12 protein-coding genes are annotated in these 16,471 nt (G+C 60.9%); 5 read left to right on the forward strand and 7 right to left on the reverse strand.

From position 1 onward, the window contains the following. Nucleotides 1–150: 150 nt before the first annotated feature. On the reverse strand, nt 151–495 hold the full coding sequence (locus A8C75_RS10935; protein WP_067381963.1) for a hypothetical protein: 345 nt from the start codon (nt 493–495) through the stop codon (nt 151–153). A 91-nt stretch (nt 496–586) separates the two neighbouring features. After that, a complete protein-coding gene (locus A8C75_RS10940; RefSeq protein ID WP_067381965.1) occupies nt 587–2,077 on the reverse strand; it encodes an aldehyde dehydrogenase family protein in 1,491 nt (496 codons plus the stop codon). 435 nt (nt 2,078–2,512) lie between these two features. Between A8C75_RS10940 and peaA the strand changes: the two genes are divergently transcribed. The 5 genes from peaA to A8C75_RS10965 all read left to right on the forward strand — a co-directional run bounded on the left by peaA (nt 2,513) and on the right by A8C75_RS10965 (nt 9,235). Then, complete coding sequence (gene peaA, locus A8C75_RS10945; protein ID WP_227819888.1) at nt 2,513–4,105, forward strand: quinohemoprotein amine dehydrogenase subunit alpha; 1,593 nt, start codon at nt 2,513–2,515, stop codon at nt 4,103–4,105. A gap of 60 nt (nt 4,106–4,165) precedes the next feature. Next, a complete protein-coding gene (gene peaB / locus A8C75_RS10950) occupies nt 4,166–5,596 on the forward strand; it encodes a quinohemoprotein amine dehydrogenase maturation protein (RefSeq protein ID WP_067381968.1) in 1,431 nt (476 codons plus the stop codon). Nucleotides 5,597–5,644: 48 nt separating this feature from the next. Next, entirely contained in the window at nt 5,645–5,968 is a 324-nt protein-coding gene (gene qhpC, locus A8C75_RS10955) for a quinohemoprotein amine dehydrogenase subunit gamma (protein WP_067381969.1), read from the forward strand. Nucleotides 5,969–5,991: 23 nt separating this feature from the next. Then, the gene (peaD, locus tag A8C75_RS10960) at nt 5,992–7,125 is read left to right on the forward strand and encodes a quinohemoprotein amine dehydrogenase subunit beta (RefSeq protein WP_227819889.1); all 1,134 of its coding nucleotides are present in this window, start codon (nt 5,992–5,994) and stop codon (nt 7,123–7,125) included. 196 nt (nt 7,126–7,321) lie between these two features. After that, nucleotides 7,322–9,235, forward strand: a complete 1,914-nt coding sequence (locus A8C75_RS10965) for a sigma-54-dependent Fis family transcriptional regulator (RefSeq protein WP_067381972.1) — start codon at nt 7,322–7,324, stop codon at nt 9,233–9,235. Between the two features lie 103 nt (nt 9,236–9,338). Here the strand turns inward: A8C75_RS10965 and A8C75_RS10970 are convergent, their stop codons facing one another. The 5 genes from A8C75_RS10970 to A8C75_RS10990 form a co-directional block, all read right to left on the reverse strand. Further along, nucleotides 9,339–11,072 (reverse strand): OFA family MFS transporter, encoded by a 1,734-nt coding sequence (locus tag A8C75_RS10970; RefSeq protein WP_067381975.1) that lies wholly within the window; start codon nt 11,070–11,072, stop codon nt 9,339–9,341. A gap of 214 nt (nt 11,073–11,286) precedes the next feature. Continuing rightward, the gene (locus A8C75_RS10975) at nt 11,287–13,347 is read right to left on the reverse strand and encodes a sensor histidine kinase (protein WP_067381978.1); all 2,061 of its coding nucleotides are present in this window, start codon (nt 13,345–13,347) and stop codon (nt 11,287–11,289) included. Next, nucleotides 13,334–14,722 carry a sigma-54-dependent transcriptional regulator gene (locus tag A8C75_RS10980; RefSeq protein WP_084783978.1) on the reverse strand — a complete coding sequence of 463 codons (1,389 nt, stop codon included), beginning with the start codon at nt 14,720–14,722 and terminating at the stop codon, nt 13,334–13,336. The genes A8C75_RS10975 and A8C75_RS10980 overlap by 14 nt, the downstream gene beginning before the upstream one ends. A 110-nt stretch (nt 14,723–14,832) precedes the next feature. Then, complete coding sequence (locus A8C75_RS10985) at nt 14,833–15,825, reverse strand: ABC transporter substrate-binding protein (RefSeq protein ID WP_084783980.1); 993 nt, start codon at nt 15,823–15,825, stop codon at nt 14,833–14,835. 179 nt (nt 15,826–16,004) lie between these two features. Continuing rightward, nucleotides 16,005–16,433 (reverse strand): VOC family protein, encoded by a 429-nt coding sequence (locus tag A8C75_RS10990; RefSeq protein ID WP_067381981.1) that lies wholly within the window; start codon nt 16,431–16,433, stop codon nt 16,005–16,007. Between the last annotated feature and the right edge of the window lie 38 nt (nt 16,434–16,471).

The following is a 16,471-nucleotide window of genomic DNA, read 5'->3' on the forward strand; positions in this document are numbered from 1 at the left end:
AATGCGATGGACTATGGCAGCCGTGGTGCGCAGGTGGCTAGCAGACCATGGCCTGGTGCCTATGGGTATGAGGGTGACCAGAGGTCGGGATGGGAGACCTCTGGTTGCGCCTGCGGGAAGGGCTGTTGTGCGCTGATAGTGAACGGAGAATCAGCCCAGCTGGTCGATCACTATGGCGTTCGAGTAGACCAGGGCATCGTCGCTGACGCGGTGTCCAACCAGGAAAAAGTGTCCGCGTTCATCATTGCGATGGCGGTAGACATGAAACTTGCAGTCTTTCAGTGCGCCGCATTCCGGCGGGGTTTCCAGTTCAAGGCCGTCCTGCTCTATATCGATGTCCAGCTCCAGCCGGTCATTGCTGTCACTGAGCTGATCCTCGGCGGCGGCAAGTTTCAGATGCATGTCGGCGGTAACTCTGAACCTGATCAGTCCCTGGGGCGAGGACTTCTGGGCGCCCTCGGGTTTGTACCAGGCTTCGATATTGAACTTGTTCATGCTGGATCTCCCTGATTGAACAGGCGCGGGCCCCAAGCATGGGCGGCGCCAACTGGTTTCACATCCAGTATAGCGCCGCTGCAGGCGAGGATCAGATCTGCATCAGAACCGATTTGACCTCGGTATAGTGGTGAATCACCTCAGCCCCCATTTCCCGCCCAAGGCCGGACTGCTTGTAGCCGCCAAAGGGCAGGGCCGGGTCCAGCGCCGTATGGCAGTTGACCCAGACACTGCCGGACTTGATACGCGGAATCATGCGATGCACCGCCGACAGGTCGTTGGACCAGATACTGGCGCCCAGACCGTAGGGGCTGTCGTTGGCCATGCGCACAACCTCGTCGATGTCGTCAAACGGCATGGCGACCAGTACGGGTCCGAAGATTTCTTCCTGCACCAGGGGCGAGCGGTGATCCACATCGGCGATCACGGTGGGGCTCACGAAGAAACCGGGGCCGCTCATGGTACCGCCGGCGGCGATGGAGGCGCCGCTTTCACGCCCCTGCTCGATATAGCCGAATACCCGCTGTTGCTGCTTGGCCGAGACCAGGGGGCCCATCTGTACGCTCGGGTCCATGCCGTTGCCCAGGCGAATACTGCCTGCGATGCCGCTGATATCGGCGACCACATTGTCGAAGTGTTTGCGGTGCACGTACAGGCGCGAACCGGCGCAGCAGACCTGTCCCTGGTTAAAGAAGATCGCATTGGCCGCACCCTGGGCGGCGCTGGCCAGGTCCGCATCCGGCAGCACTATGGTGGGGGACTTGCCGCCCAGCTCCAGGGTCACGCGGGTCATGCTATCCATGGCCGCCTTGCCAATCATCTTGCCCACCGGCGTGGACCCGGTGAACGTGAGCTTGTCGATATCCGGATGAGCCGACAGTGCCGCGCCGGCGTCCTGTCCCAGGCCCGTTACCACGTTCAGTACGCCCGGCGGATAGCCCGCTTCCAGTGCCAGCTCAGCCAGCTTCAGGGCGGTGAGAGGGGTGTCTTCAGCCGGTTTGAGGACGATGGTGCAGCCGGTCGCCAGCGCCGGTGCAATCTTCCAGATGGCCAGCAGCAACGGGAAGTTCCAGGCCACGATGGCGCCGACAACGCCCAGCGGCTCGCGGCGCGTGTAGCCGTGGAACTGACCGTCCGGCATAAAGGGCATGGATACATCAACGCTGTTGCCCTCGATCTTGGTGGCCCAGCCGGCCATGTAGCGCATGAAGTTGATGCCAAGCTGGATATCCACCGCCCGGGCGATACCCAGGCTCTTGCCATTATCCATGCACTCAAGTTCGGCCAGCATGTCGGCGTTCTTTTCCACCAGGTCCGCAAAGCGCCACAACAGCAGTTCGCGATCCGCCGGTTTCATGCGGCTCCAGGCCGAATTTTCGAAGGTGCGCCTTGCACAGGCCACCGCCGCATTGACATCGTCCTTGCTGGCCGCGGCCACGCTGGTCAGCAGCTTGCCGGTGGCGGGGTTCAGCACGTCGATGCGCTGCTGGTTGCTGGCTTCGGGACGCTGGTCGCCAATCAGAAGCTGGTGGGGCTGATCGATAAAGGCCGCGGTATCGGCACGCAGGGTATAGGAGCTCATTGCACTTAACCTTTGTTGTTGTGTCGGTGTCATGCGGACTATCGCAACAGCCGTGCCAGGCTAGCGTCTGTTTCATATCCTATTGTTTTTAAAAGATTAAAATTTCCATTGAATGGGCGGGCCGGCGGGATGCCTCCAGGCCGTTCTGTCGCAAATTGAGACGGGCGTTAAAAATTGATGCAGGGCAGGGTAAGCCTGGCCGTAGTATCAGGGTGCTGCGGGTTGTATCAGTTTGTAACAGTTGTCGCGGATTAAGACAGCCAAGGCCCGTTGATGACGGCGCTGATGGGCGTCTGTAAGTATGTAAGGTATTGATAAATAGTGTTTTTGTTCTTGTGGCACGGAGCGTGCTCTTGTTATTCGCAAAGGAACGGGCCACGGTTGTGAGTCTGTTCCAGTGCTTCTGCATGACCCTGCAACCAAGGAGGTCTGACCTTGAATAAAAACTATGCACGTCTGCACCTGAGGTGGCGTCTGCTGCCCATGGCCGTTGCCCTGGCCTGCACGCCGGCGCTGGCCGAAACCGATGCCCAGAAAATCATGGGCCAAACCTGTGCCGCCTGTCATACCGCCGAGCCCGATGGCAACTGGAGCCGTATCAGCCATCAGCGCAAGACGCCGGAAGGCTGGCTGATGTCCATTGCCCGCATGCAGGTCATGCACGGGTTGCAAATCAGCGATGAAGATCGGCGCACCCTGGTCAAATACCTGGCAGACCGCCAGGGTCTTGCGCCCAGTGAAACCGCCGGCGCTCGCTACGCACTGGAACGCCGTTTGAACACCATGGAGAGCTTCGAGTCCGAGGCCTTCACCCAGACCTGTGCCCGCTGTCATTCCGGTGCCCGTGTGGCCCTGCAGCGCAGGCCGGCGGCGGAGTGGGAACACCTGGTCCACTTTCACCTGGGGCAATGGCCCACCACCGAATACCAGGCCCTGGGACGCGATCGCGACTGGTTGAACCTGGCACTGGACACAATGGTGCCCGAACTGGCCGATACCTATGGGCTGGAATCCGATGCCTGGACCCAGTGGCAGGCCAGTGCCAAGGCGGACCCTGCCGGACAGTGGCGCCTGATCGGTCAGATTCCCGGACGGGGCGAAATGAACGCAACCCTGAGCGCACGTCGCAGCGGTGATGACCTGTACAGCCTGGAGCTGGTCGGCCAGTACGCCGATGGCACGGCGCTTAGCGGCAGCGGCCAGGCCATCGTCTATACCGGTTATGAGTGGCGTGGCGAGATTGAGGTCGACGGCGTTGCCATGCGCCAAGTGTTTGCTTTGGATGGCGATCGTATCAGCGGGCGCATGTTTGAAACCGAGCACGATGAAGTGGGTTTTGATATCCGCGGTGCACGCCTGCAGGCCGACAGCACGCAATTGCTGGCGGTGCAGCCCGGCTATCTCAAGGCGGGCAGCAGTGCGGATATCACCCTGGTGGGCGCGGGCCTTGCCGGCGACATCGTGCTGGGCGAGGGCGTTACCATTGATGAGGTTTTGCAGCGCACTGAAGACACCATTCGCCTGCGGGTCAGCGCTGCCCAGGATGCGACTGGGTTGCGTGAGGTGCGCGTCGGCGACAGCGAACCTGTTTCCTTTAGTCTGTACGACAGCATCGCCCGTATCCGGGTGCTGCCTGAATACAGCGTGTCTCGCATTGGCGGCAATGGCAGCTCCACGCCTCGGGTATACGGCCTGTTTGATGCCGAAGCCTGGGCGGCGGGCACCGATGGTATCGCCAACACGGATGATGACTACCGTATCGGCATAGTCCCCGCCAGCTGGTCGGTGGAGCCCTTCGATGAGCGCGCCGCAGAAGACGAAGATACCCGCTTTGCCGGCGTGATCGATGCGGTGACCGGACGCTTTACGCCAGGTGCCGCCGGGCCTAACCCTGAAAGGCGCATGAGCACCAACAATGCCGGCAACCTCAAGGTCGTGGCCAGCGTTGAAGAAGATGGCCAGAGCCTGAGTGGCAGCGCACAGATGATCGTGACGGTGCAGCGCTGGAACAATCCGCCGATTCCGTGATCGCGCAATCGGCCACCAGACGCAAATTCGCACCACTAACCTCGGCTTGAGGATATACCCATGGGCGCACTATTTAATCTTGTTGAACGCAATCTGCATGAAGTACAGGTCGGCGATGACCGCATGCTGTTTCATATTCCTACCAGCTCGCTGTTTGCCCTGGACGGCGCCTGCGGCGATATTATTGACCTGCTGCGTCAGCAGGCACAGTTGCCCTCCGAGCTGATTGGTCAGCTTGGCGGGCGTTACCCGCAGCAGGACATCAGCGACACCCTGCGCGAGCTCAAGGCGCTGGAGCTGATCAATGACGGCTCGCCGCTGACCGATGAAATCGGCACCCGGCGGGTGGATCAGTTTCCGCTCACAACGGTGGTGCTGAACGTCAATACCGGCTGCAACCTCAGCTGTACCTACTGCTACAAGGAAGATCTGGACACGCCGTCCGCCGGCAAGCGCATGAGCTTCGAGACGGCGAAGGACTCGGTCGAGATGCTGCTGCGAGAGTCGCCGGATGAAAAGCGCTACACAGTGGTGTTCTTCGGTGGTGAGCCGCTGAGCAACCGGCCGCTGATCCAGCAGGTGGTGGATTACTGCGAAACCCGCTTCCCGGCACTGGGCAAGGCGGTGGACTTTGTCATGACCACCAACGCGACTCTGCTGAACGAAGAGATTATCGACTGGCTCAACGCCCACCGCTTCGGCCTGTCGGTGAGCATCGATGGCCCCAAGGCGATTCACGACAAGAACCGCATCACCGTGGGTGGCAATGGCACCTACGAGGTGGTGCGGCGCAAGGTGGAATGGCTGCTTAAACGCTACGACTCCCGCCCCGTGGGTGCCCGCGTTACCCTGACCCGGGGCATCACCGATGTGGAAAACATTTGGGACCACCTGTTCAATGAGCTGGGCTTCGCCGAAGTCGGCTTTGCCCCGGTGACCTCGGGGGATATCAGCGACTTCAACCTCAGTGGCGAGGAGCTGATCGAGGTGTTTGCCAGCATGAAACGCCTGGGGCAGGTCTACCTGGAGGCTGCGCTGGAGCATCGCAATATCGGCTTTTCCAACCTGCATCAGCTGATTACCGATATCCATGAAGGCCACAAGAAAGCGCTGCCCTGCGGTGCCGGCCTGAAGATGCTGGCGGTGGATCACGAAGGTGAACTGAACCTGTGTCACCGCTTTACCGGCTCCAGCCTGCCCACCTTTGGCAATGTGCGCGACGGTGTGCAGCATGCCCAGCTCGGCGATTTCCTGTCCCAGCGGCTGGATCGTACCGATACCGGCTGCCAGGACTGCCGCATCCGCAACCTCTGTTCAGGCGGCTGTTACCACGAAAGCTATGCCCGCTATGGCGACCCGACCCATCCAACCTATCACTACTGCGATCTGATGCGCGACTGGGTGGACTTCGGCATTCAGGTTTACAGCCGGATCATGGCGGCCAATCCCGCCTTTATCGATCAATACATTACGCCGCGCCAGGCCCACTGAGGCCTGTGCCACGGCGCCCCCGCGGGGCGCCTGTAACGGAGAACTGCTATGAAACATTTGCGAGCAATCAACAACAAGGCACAACTGCTGACCAATGCGGTAGACGATGACGCCGTCGAGGATGTTATGGCCATGAGCTCCCTGGCGGGTTGTACCGCCACCACGGACCCTGGCTGGGAAATCGATGCCTTTGGTTCTGTGACCTCCCTGTGCCAGCCCATGGAGTCCGACCTCTATGGCTGCGCCGATCCCTGCTGGTGGCCGGCCCAGGTACCGGACATGATGAATACCTACCCCGACTGGAACAAGGACGCCATGAGCTCGAAAGATGACTGGCGCAACCTGGGAACCGTGTTCCCCAAAGACAAATAACACGCGCACGGAGCAGAATACCCATGAAAAAACAGTTAATGCACCGCGCCGCCGCGTTTGGCGTAGCGGCTCTGCTTGCGGGCCTGACGGCTTACAGCCCAAGCGGCCTGGCCGCAGGACCGGCGCTGGAAGAAGGCCATGAATACATGGTCGTCGCCAATTACCCCAATAACCTGCACGTGCTGGATCTGGCCACGGACTCGATCTACAAGAGCTGCGAGATGCCGGATTCTTTTGGCCCCGGCGCCATTCAGATGGCACCGGATCGCCAGACCGCCTACGTGCTCAATAATCACTACGAGGATATCTACGGCGTTAACCTCGACACCTGCGAAGTGGTATTTCATGCCGCCATGTCACAGGCGCCCAATGAGCGCACAAAGTCGATTTTTGCCTTTGCCATCAGCCCTGCGGGCGACGAAATCTATACGGTACAGAACCCGACGCTGCTGAACCGAGACCACTATCGTGTGCTGCAGCCCCGCCTGGCGGTATACAAGGCTGATGCAGGCCTCAATGCCAAGCCGGTGCGTACCTTCGAGGCGCCGCGCCAGGTGACGGTCATGCAGGCGGGCAGCGATGGCAGTCTGTATATGGCCGGTGCCGATATCTACAAGGTGGATGTAGAGACCGGTGAGCGTACCGTCGCCATTGCCAGTCGCAACTGGACGCGGCCCAACTACGCGCCACCGGATGTGCTGAGTGTCTGGCCTATCCAGACCGCCACGCGGGATTTCACCATTCTCTACACCACGGCCAGGTTTCAGGATGAAATCCAGAATCCTGATACCGCCGACTGGCTCTGGGGGTACATGAACGTGAATCTGGACACCGGCGCCACCGAAACCGTGGATTTCGGTCCCATTACCGAGGTCTATTTCACCGGTACGCGCTCGCCCAAGGATCCCAACCTGATGTTTGGCGTGCTTAACCGCCTGGCCAAGTACGATATTGAAAAGCAGGAACTGATCAAGGCGGCGGAGCTGGACCATTCCTACTACTGCATCGCCTTTAACCGGGCGGGCAGCAAGATCTATCTGGGCGGCACCTACAACGACGTTGCCATCTATGATGCCGACACTCTGGAGAAGGTCGGCAATATCCAATTGCCCGGTGGCGATATGGCCATCTCCACGGCGCAAGTGTTTGTCCACTGACCCAGGCATCGCTTTATCGCGGCCCTGACAACCGGCCCCGGCATTTTGCCGGGGCCGGTTTTGTGCCTGCAGGTGCCTGTGGTAAATTCGATTCATGTCTGTAACAGCAGTCAGGCGCAGGTTTTCACGCATGCAGCCAGCAGCATTCTGCTGATACCTATCTGTTTATACCCAATAAGAACAACGAGGCGCCGCGATGCACCCGAAACTCCATCCAACCCTGGTCGATGATCCCCAGCAGGGTATCCGTATCGCACGCAACCGCCTGCTTGAGTGTGGCGAGGTGCCGTCCGGTTTGCTGCGGGATGAAATCGAGGCCTCCTGGCGGCGCAGTGTCGGGGCGGGGCTCAGTTTGCGCGGGCCCTTTGATGCCGATACCAGGGTGGCGGGCCTGCGCGAACTGCTGGACGCTCACCAGGATCTGATCCAGCTGGCGGCACCGGAAATGGAACAGCTCAGCCGCCAGGTTGGTGATTCAGGGGTGGTGGTGCTGGCCAACGCCGATGCCACCATTCTCACCACCGAAGGCTGTCGCGAGAAGTCGCTGCGCGAGCGCTTTGGCCTGGTACCGGGTGCCTGCTGGAGCGAGCAGGCCCGCGGCACCAACGGCCTGGGTACGGCCATCGTCGATGCCAGGCCCACGCTGGTGAATTGCAGCGAACACTTCCTCGATTCGGTTACACATTTTTCCTGCATCTCGGCGCCCATCTGCAGTGCCGATGGCCGTGTTGTCGCGGTGCTGGACATGACCCGTGAAGGGCAACTGATTCAGCCCCAGGACAGCCTGGGCATAGTGCAACTGGCGGCCCAGAGTATCGAAAACCGGCTCTTTGTCAGCGCCAGTCCGGATGTGCTGCTGCTGTCATTTCACAGCCGGCGCCAGTATCTGGGCTCTGTCTGGCATGGTCTTTTGGCCATCAGCCTGGATGGTCGCATTAAGGCGCTGAATGAGCAGGCCTGCCAGTTGCTGGGCGCAAGCCGCACGCGCCTGGTGGGGCGGGCAGTGGAAGAGGTGCTGGGCGAGCCGCTGGAAACCCTGCTGGCGCTGCGTCTGCGCGACGGTGTTGGCAGTCTGCAAAGCCGCGCAGGCGAGTTGTTCTGCGAGATGTTGCAGTTTCCCCGCGCCTTGCCGAGATTATTGCCAGGCTTGCGCCAGCCCGCCTTTAATCGCACGCCGGCCTCCAGGCCCGCGGACCTGTCGCACCTGGCCGGTGGCGATGCCCGCCTGGCGCGGGCGCTGCGCATAGGACCACGGGCACTGATGGCTGATGTGCCCATACTGCTCAACGGTGAAACCGGCACCGGCAAGGAAGTGATCGCAAGGGCGCTGCATGCCCACAGTGCCCGTGCAGCCAAGCCCTTTGTCGCGGTCAACTGTGCCGCCATTCCCGAAGGCCTGATTGAATCCGAACTCTTTGGCTACCGTGAAGGCGCCTTTACCGGCTCGCGCAAGGGTGGCATGGTCGGGCGCTTTCAGCAGGCCAACGGTGGCACGCTCTTTCTGGATGAGATCGGTGATATGCCGGTGGCGCTGCAGGCACGCCTGCTGCGGGTCTTGCAGGAACGCTGCGTAGCCCCCCTGGGTGGCGGTGAAGAAGTCCGTCTGGATATAGCGCTGATCTGTGCCACCCACCATGACCTCAAGCAGCGGGTGCGTGACGGCGAGTTTCGCGAGGATCTTTTCTATCGCCTTAACGGCGTTGGCGTACGTTTGCCGGCGCTGCGTGAACGCAGTGATCTGGATGCACTTACCGCCCAGCTGCTCAGTGGCCTGGGGGCCGCCGGTGTGACGCTGGATAGCGAGGTACAGGAGCTGTTTTCAGGTTACGGCTGGCCGGGCAATATCCGTCAGCTGGAGATGGTGCTTAGAACCGCGGTGGCACTGCTCGAACCCGGTGAGCGCTGCATCGGCACTGATCATCTGAGCGATGATTTTCTGGACGACCTGCTGGCGCCACGCTGTTCGGCGGCGGGCAGCTTGAAAGAAAATGAACTGGTGCAGATACGCGAGGTGCTGGCCCGCCACCAGGGTAACATTTCAGCCGCGGCCGCGACTCTTGGCATTAGCCGCGCAACCCTGTATCGCAAGCTCAAACAACTCGAAGAATAACCGCTGCGGACAAGTGGCGCGCCTGAATGAAAAAATCCCGTGTCAGCCTGGCTGACACGGGATTTTTTTGAGATGAACCGCAGAGGTGTACGGCGCTGGTCGCTTAGCTCGCAGGCGCCAGCTCCGGGTGGGTATTCTGAACCTGGTGCTTTTCGGACACCTTGCGCAGGCTCATGTTGGCGATAAAGGCCACCACCAGCAGGCCGGCCATGGCATACATGGTGGAGTTGTACAGGCTGGGTGTGGGGTCCAGAGTGCCGGCAGGAGCAATTTCCATCAGGCGGCCCAGAGTTACTGTGTTGGAGGCCATCAGGGTTTGCAACTGGTCGAGTCCGGCGCCAAAGGTGGCACTGAATACGGCCGGATCCACCTGGCTGGCCAGGCTGTTAATGGCATCATTCAGCGATTGCTCGCGCAGATAAGTGATGGCAAAGGGCCCCAGCACACCTGCGGTACTCCAGGCGGTGAGCAGACGGCCGTGAATGCCACCGACATGCAGGGTACCGAAGATATCTGCCAGATACGCCGGGATAGTGGCAAAGCCGCCGCCGTACATGGTGAAGATGATCATGGTGGCGGCGCAGAAGAGTACCAGCCATACGAGGCTTGGATTGCTGCTGACCTGGCCTGCGAAGTAGGGAATCGACAGATAGAGTGCCATGCCCAGCACGAAGAAGCAGTGGAAGGTGTTCTTGCGCCCTATGTAGTCCGATGACGAGGCCCAGAAAAAACGCCCCAGCATGTTGAACACGCTGATCAGCAACACATAGGTGGCCGCGAAACTCGTATCCACGATATTGGGCAAGGTGGTGCCGAAGATCTCGGTCATCATGGTCTTGGCCACGCCTATAACCCCAATGCCGGCGGTTACGTTCAGGCAGAGCACCAGCCAGAGCAGGTAGAACTGCGGCGTTTTCAATGCCTGGTCAATATGCACATGCTTGTCGGTAATCAGACGGGTCTTGCCGGAAGTATCGGCCTTGGGTGTCCAGCCGGCGGGTTTCCAGCCATCCGGCGGTACCCGGTAGGAGAAGGCGGCGATGGTCATGACGATGAAATAGACAATGCCCAGGGTGATAAAGACGCTGGCCACGCCGGTGTTGCCGGTATCAACCACATAGACACCTTCAGGACCCGACACAGGCAGCTTGGCCATGTCGGCGGCGGTCGCCACCACCACTTCGAGCTTTTGGCCTGCAACCTCTGCAAAACGGCGACCCGATTCGGTGATGAGGTTAATGTCGGCCACCCTGCCGAGGTACTGCGGGGCTTCGTAGAAAATCGACAGCAGCCAGGTTTTCAGTGGTGCGCCTATCATGGCGCCGCCACCAAAGCCCATGATGGCCATGCCGGTCGCCATGCCGCGTCTGTCCGGGAACCAGCGCAGCAGGGTACTGACGGGCGACACATAGGCCAGCCCCAGGCCGCAGCCGCCAATGACGCCGTAACCGAGGTAGAGCAGCCAGAGCTGATCCAGGCTGATACCGATACTGCCGATCAGAAAGCCGCCTCCCCAGCACAGGGCCGCGAGGAATCCGACTGCACGGGGACCGACTTTCTCCAGCCATTTTCCGCCCAGTGCTGCCGCCAGGCCGAGGAAGACGATAGCGGTGGAGAATATCCACACCACTGAACTCAGGGACCAGTCATCGGCGGCGCTGGTGACAACGCCATGCTGGCGTATCAGGGGTGGATTGAAAATGCTCCAGGCGTAAACCGAACCTATACACAGATGTATCGCGATGGATGCCGGCGGCACCAGCCAACGGTTGAAGCCGGGCTTGGCCACAATTCTTTCCTTGAGCAGAAATGCCAAGGGGCCTGACGAGTTAGACATAACAGCTTGCTCCGCTATCTTCATTTTTATTGCAGGAAACCAGTGGCAGATGCCGTGCGTGGCTATCTGCGCGCAACAAGCAAAGCAAGCGCCGGGCCAGAATGTACAAAGCCTGTAATGCCGGACCTGCGGGGGAGGTTGAGCGGGGTTCTATGGGACAGGAGAGACTGGCAACAGGGTCAAAATGACCCTGTTTTAAGGGTGCAACGGGACATTATGACCCGGTCTGGCGGAGAGTCTTGGCGAGCATTTGTGGGTCGGCGGCACGCAGTGAGATAAAAAAGGTTGTGCCGCGACCCTCGCGTGAGCGTAGGCAAATGCTGCCACCGGCGTGTTGCAGGATGCGATAGCTGATCGAGAGCCCAAGGCCGGAGCCGCCCTGGGTGCGGCTGAAAAAAGGGTCAAAAATGCGTGTTTGCAGGTCGGCGGCAATACCGCAGCCGTTGTCCCGTACCGCCACCAGCACGCCATCCGCGCCGCGGTCACGGCTGTGCAGGCTGATGCGGCCATCGCTGCGGTCTGGTGCTATGGCGTTGATGGCGTTCATGATCAGATTGATCAGCACCTGCTGAAACTGCATTGGGTCGGCGCTGATCCAGCGACTGGCGCGCAGATCCAGCTGCAGCTTAATGCCGCGGCTTGAAAGAGCATGTTGCACCAGCTGGCGGCTATCGCGGATAACGCCGTGGGGATCCATGGCCTGGTGCGGGTCGCTGTCGGTTTCGGGACGGGAGAACTGCAGCAGGTTGGTGATGATGGCACGGATGCGGTAGACCTGATCGATAATCATCTGGGCTTCGCGACGCACCGGTGTCGCGCTGTCGCCCAGCTCCTCCAGCAACAGATCCATATAGCCCAGAATGACCGCCGTGGGGTTGTTGATCTCGTGGGCAATGCCGGCGGTGAGTTCGCCTATGGCCGCCAGCTTGCCCTGGGCCACCAGCTGTTCGCGGCTGCGCTGCAGCAGGCGGATATGCTGCTGCAGTTCGTCGGTGCGCTGGGCCACCTTGAGCTCCAGCGAGGCGGCGGCCTGCTGTATCTGGTCGTGCTGGGCATCCAGCTGGTCGAGCATATCGTTGAACTGAGTGGCCAGCAGGGTGACCTGGTTGTCGGCGGCAAGCAGCGGAATGCGCTGGCGCCGGCCACTGCGGACCTGCTCAATCACGTCTGCGACAATCTCAATGGGTTTGAAGATGGCGCGGGCGCCGAGCACAGCAATGCTGATGCACAGCAAGAGCCCCAGGGCGAATAGCCACAGCAGCAGCTCCAGCCATTGGTAAAAGCTCTGCAGGAAGGGCGCCTCGAGAAAGCCGGCATAGAGCATGCCGATACGCTGGCCGTGCACGTCGGTCACGGGTTCGTAGGCGGAAATGTACCAGTCATCGACAACAAAGGCGCGGGCCAGCCAGCGTTCGCCGCGTTCCAGTACCTGGTTGCGCACCTGTTCCGAGGCGCGCGTACCCAAAGCGCGCTCGCGCGGGATCTGGGTAATCACGTTGGTGGTGATACGAATGTCATCCAGAAACAGGGTGACGTTGCCCTGGCTGTCGGCGGGCAGGCTGCCAGGGCCATAGACAATGTCGCGGATACGGTCAACAAAGGCCAGGTTGCCGTTCATCAGCAGTCCGGCGGCAACAATGGCGACGGGCTGGCCCGTGGCATTACGCAGTGGATAGGCAAAATGCAGCATCATGCCACGGGCTTCCTCGGTCTTGTCCGACGCCTGGCTAAAGGGGGTGGGCACGAGCTTTAGGTAGGCGCGCCGGGCCAGCAGGGGATCTATGGCGGCGAGCTCGGCGGCGCTGAAAACTTCGACACCACTGACCGCGCCCTGCAGCCTTGCCTGTTGCAGCAGCGGGCTCTTTGGGTAACGGCAATTTAGCGGTTGTTGCAGGTCGCAGCCCTGCAGATCCAGCAGGCGCACAAAGTCAAAACCGGTGTCGCCCTGCAGGCGTGCCAGAAGCGCAGCTGTCGCGGGGGCTCTGGTCAGTTGCGGCAGTGGCAGACGCATCTGCAGTGCCTCGGATGCCAGGGACAGGCGCAGCAAGTACTGCTCGCGGGTGGCGACGAAAGACTCGTGGGCAACGGCGAGGTCTGTATTGGCCTTCATCAGCAGGTGCCGGTAACCCACCTCGTGGCTCCAGTAATAGGCCAGGGCAAGGACGCCGGGTAACACCAGCAGCAGTGGAAAAAGCACCAGGGCCAGCAGGCGGTAGCGCAGGTTGCCCAGCAGTCGGCGCCAGAGGCTGCGCAGAGGCGATTCAGTCGCGATCATGGGTGCCCTGGCGCTTGCGGTCCAGTGTCTTGCGGGCGATGCCCAGTTGCTCCGCCGCCCTTGTCTTGTTGCCGCCGTTGTTGTGCAGCACCCGGTCTATGTGGTCGGCCTCGACCTGATCCAGGGTCCAGTGCAGCGGGTAACCGCCTGCCGAGGAAGTCTCGCTGGTGGCTGTCAGCAGATCCCGGGGCAGGGTGCGCAGCAGCAGACAGCGTTCCAGCAGGTTTTTCAACTCCCGCACGTTACCGGGCCAGGGGTAGGCCTCCAGTGCCTGCATGTCGGCGTGGTTGAGGGGCAACTCAGGCATGCCCAGTTCAGCGGCCAGGCGGGCCGACAGTTGCTGTGCCAGCAGCTTGATATCCTGCTGGCGCGCTCGCAGCGGTGGAACCTCGATCTGCAATACGTTAAGACGGTAAAACAGATCCTGCCGAAAGCTGCCATCGCTGACCGCCTGGCGCAGGCTGCGGTTGGTTGCCGCGATTATGCGTACATCCACCGGGGTATCGCGTTCGGTGCCCAGCGGGCGAATGCGACCGTCTTCCAGGATACGCAGTAGCCGGGTTTGCAGCAGCAGGGGCATTTCGGCGATTTCATCCAGGAACAGAGTGCCGCCGTCGGCATAGCTGAACAGGCCGGGCCTGGACTGATGCGCACCTGTGAAGGCGCCCTTGATATGGCCAAAGAGCTCGGACTCCATCAACTCGGGGGCAATGGCACCGCAATTGACGGGCACAAAAGGGCCGGCACGGCCGCTTTGCTGGTGTATGGCACGGGCCACCAGGTCCTTGCCGGTACCGGTTTCACCTTCGATAAGCACGGCAGAGGGCGCCGGCGCGACCTGGCGCACCAGAGTGCGAATGGCTTCGAGTGACGGGCTGGTGCCGATGAGGGAATCCAGTGGAGCGCCATGGTCGAGGCGGCGACGCAGCACAAAGTTCTCCCGTGCCAGGCGGCGGCGTTCGAGTACCTGCTGTACGGCCTTGCGCATCTGTTCGATGCGAAACGGCTTGAGAATCAGGTCACAGGCACCGAGTCGCAGTACTTCTATGGCGGTGTTCATATCGGCGAAGCCGGTCATGAAGATAGTATCCGGCGGGTTACCGGCATCCTGCAGTGCCTGCAGCCATTGCACACCGGAACGCCCGGGCAGGCAGATATCGACAATCTGCAGATCAAAATGCAGTTTTTGCCGCAGCAGGTCAGCCTCCTCGGTGGAGGCGGCGGTTTCAACGCAGCTGTATTCTTTCTGCAGGGCGCGCTGCAGGAAGTCGCGAATGCCGGCTTCGTCGTCCACCACCAGAATGGAGAAGCCCTGGCGCTTATGCGCCTGTGTCTCGGGTGTCGGACGTGTCTGTTCGCTGGCACTGGGGCACATGTTCTATCCGTGGGTAACAAGGGCGGTGCCGGCAGTGTAACGCGCAGGCTGCATCAAGGGGAAAGTGTACGACTAAAAATTGAGACTGCCAGCCAGAAAAGGTACTGGGATCAGGGCGCCGCGGGCGAGAGGTTGCTTTCGCCCAGGGTATTCCAGCCGCGATAGTCATTCACATTGTCGCGGGTAATGAGTTCGGGCCTGATCAGAATGCGCTGCGCTGCAAGGGTGTCGCCGCGCAGCAGCTGCAGCCCGGTATCCACGGCGCGCTCGGCAATACGTCCTGGAAACTGGGCGGCGCTGGCTTCGAGCAGGCTGCTGGCGCTTTTCAGCTGATCGAAGGCGGCGGGGGAGCCGTCGATACTGACGATGACAAAGTTGCTGCGCCCGGCCTGATGGGCGGCTTGCTCTGCGCCCAGCGCCGAGGGGTCATTGATCGTAAAGACGCCCTGGATATCAGGGTAGGCAGTCATAAGCGCCGTCATTTTTTCGAGTCCGCCTTCCCGGGCACCGCCTCCGTTCTCGCGGTCGGATAGCACTTCAATGCCGGCAAAGGCCGCCAGCGCGTCGTGACAGCCCTGCACCCGTTCGAGCACCGAGGACACCGCCGGACCGTTGATGATGACTACCTTGCCCGTGCCGCCAATGCGCTGTGCCAGGTAGTCGCAGGCCAGGGTTCCGGCCAGGCGATTGTCCGTGGTGATGGTGGCATCGGCGCCGGCGGCCTCCACATCCACCGCAATCACTCGGATGCCGGCTTCGCGGGCGCGCTGTACCGCAGGCGCGATGCCGTCGCGGTCCGCCGCCGACAGCAGGATCAGCTGCACACCGTCGCTGATAAAGGCATCGATCTGGCGCACCTGGCGGGGCAGGTCATAGGCGCTGGAGACCACCTGTACCCGTACCTGGCTGCCGCCGAGTTCCCGCGCACGCCTTTCGGCACCCCGGGCGATTTCAACGAAGTAGGGGTTACCCAGGTCGGATACCGAGATGCCGATGGAGGTCAGCGCCCTGGTTGCGGGCTGCGGGTTTGAGTCGCCTTGCGCCTGCGTAATAGGGCACAGCAGCAGCGCAGCAAGCAGCGCCAGGGGCTTGAAAGCGGGCATGGCGATCTCCTGTGCTGTGATGGGTGAATCGGGATTCGAAAATGGTAATGGGTAATGGGTAATGGGTGATTGGTAATTCGTAGTGGGTGAATCCTAATTGGGTTGCTAGCGGCATTAAACCATTGTCGGGATGCTAAGCGTAGCGCCTTGTTGAACAGGGCGCTGTGCGGTTTTCGGGTTCAGGCGGCAAGAATCTGATTGAATTCGAGCTTTTCACCACCGGGGCCGCGAATGGAAAAGTAGCGACAGCCATGGCGCCAGAAGGGCAGCCTAATGGGGGCGTGCTGCAGGGTTTCGAACCCGGCGGCGCGAATATCGGCGAAGGCCCGGTCGATATCCGCCACCGAAAAGGCGATATGGTCGATATGACCATCGTGACGACGGCCAATCTCGGCACGCTCCTCATCCGGTAGCAGGTACAGCTCGATGACCATATTGGCCCGCTGCACCATCAGGGCGGTCACAGGGCCCTTGCTATCGTCAAAGGTTTTTTCCATGACGCATTCAAACCCCAGGCGGGCATAAAAGGCGCGGGAGGCTTCGAGGTCCGTGACCGGAACACCGAGGTGCTGAATGCCAAGGAAGTTGTTATCAAGCAGGGTGGTCATGCTCTGGGTGTCCTGACAGGGGGGGCTGATTGCAATGC

This window comes from Marinobacterium aestuarii, from assembly GCF_001651805.1.
GTDB classification, from domain to species: Bacteria; Pseudomonadota; Gammaproteobacteria; order Pseudomonadales; family Balneatricaceae; genus Marinobacterium_A; species Marinobacterium_A aestuarii.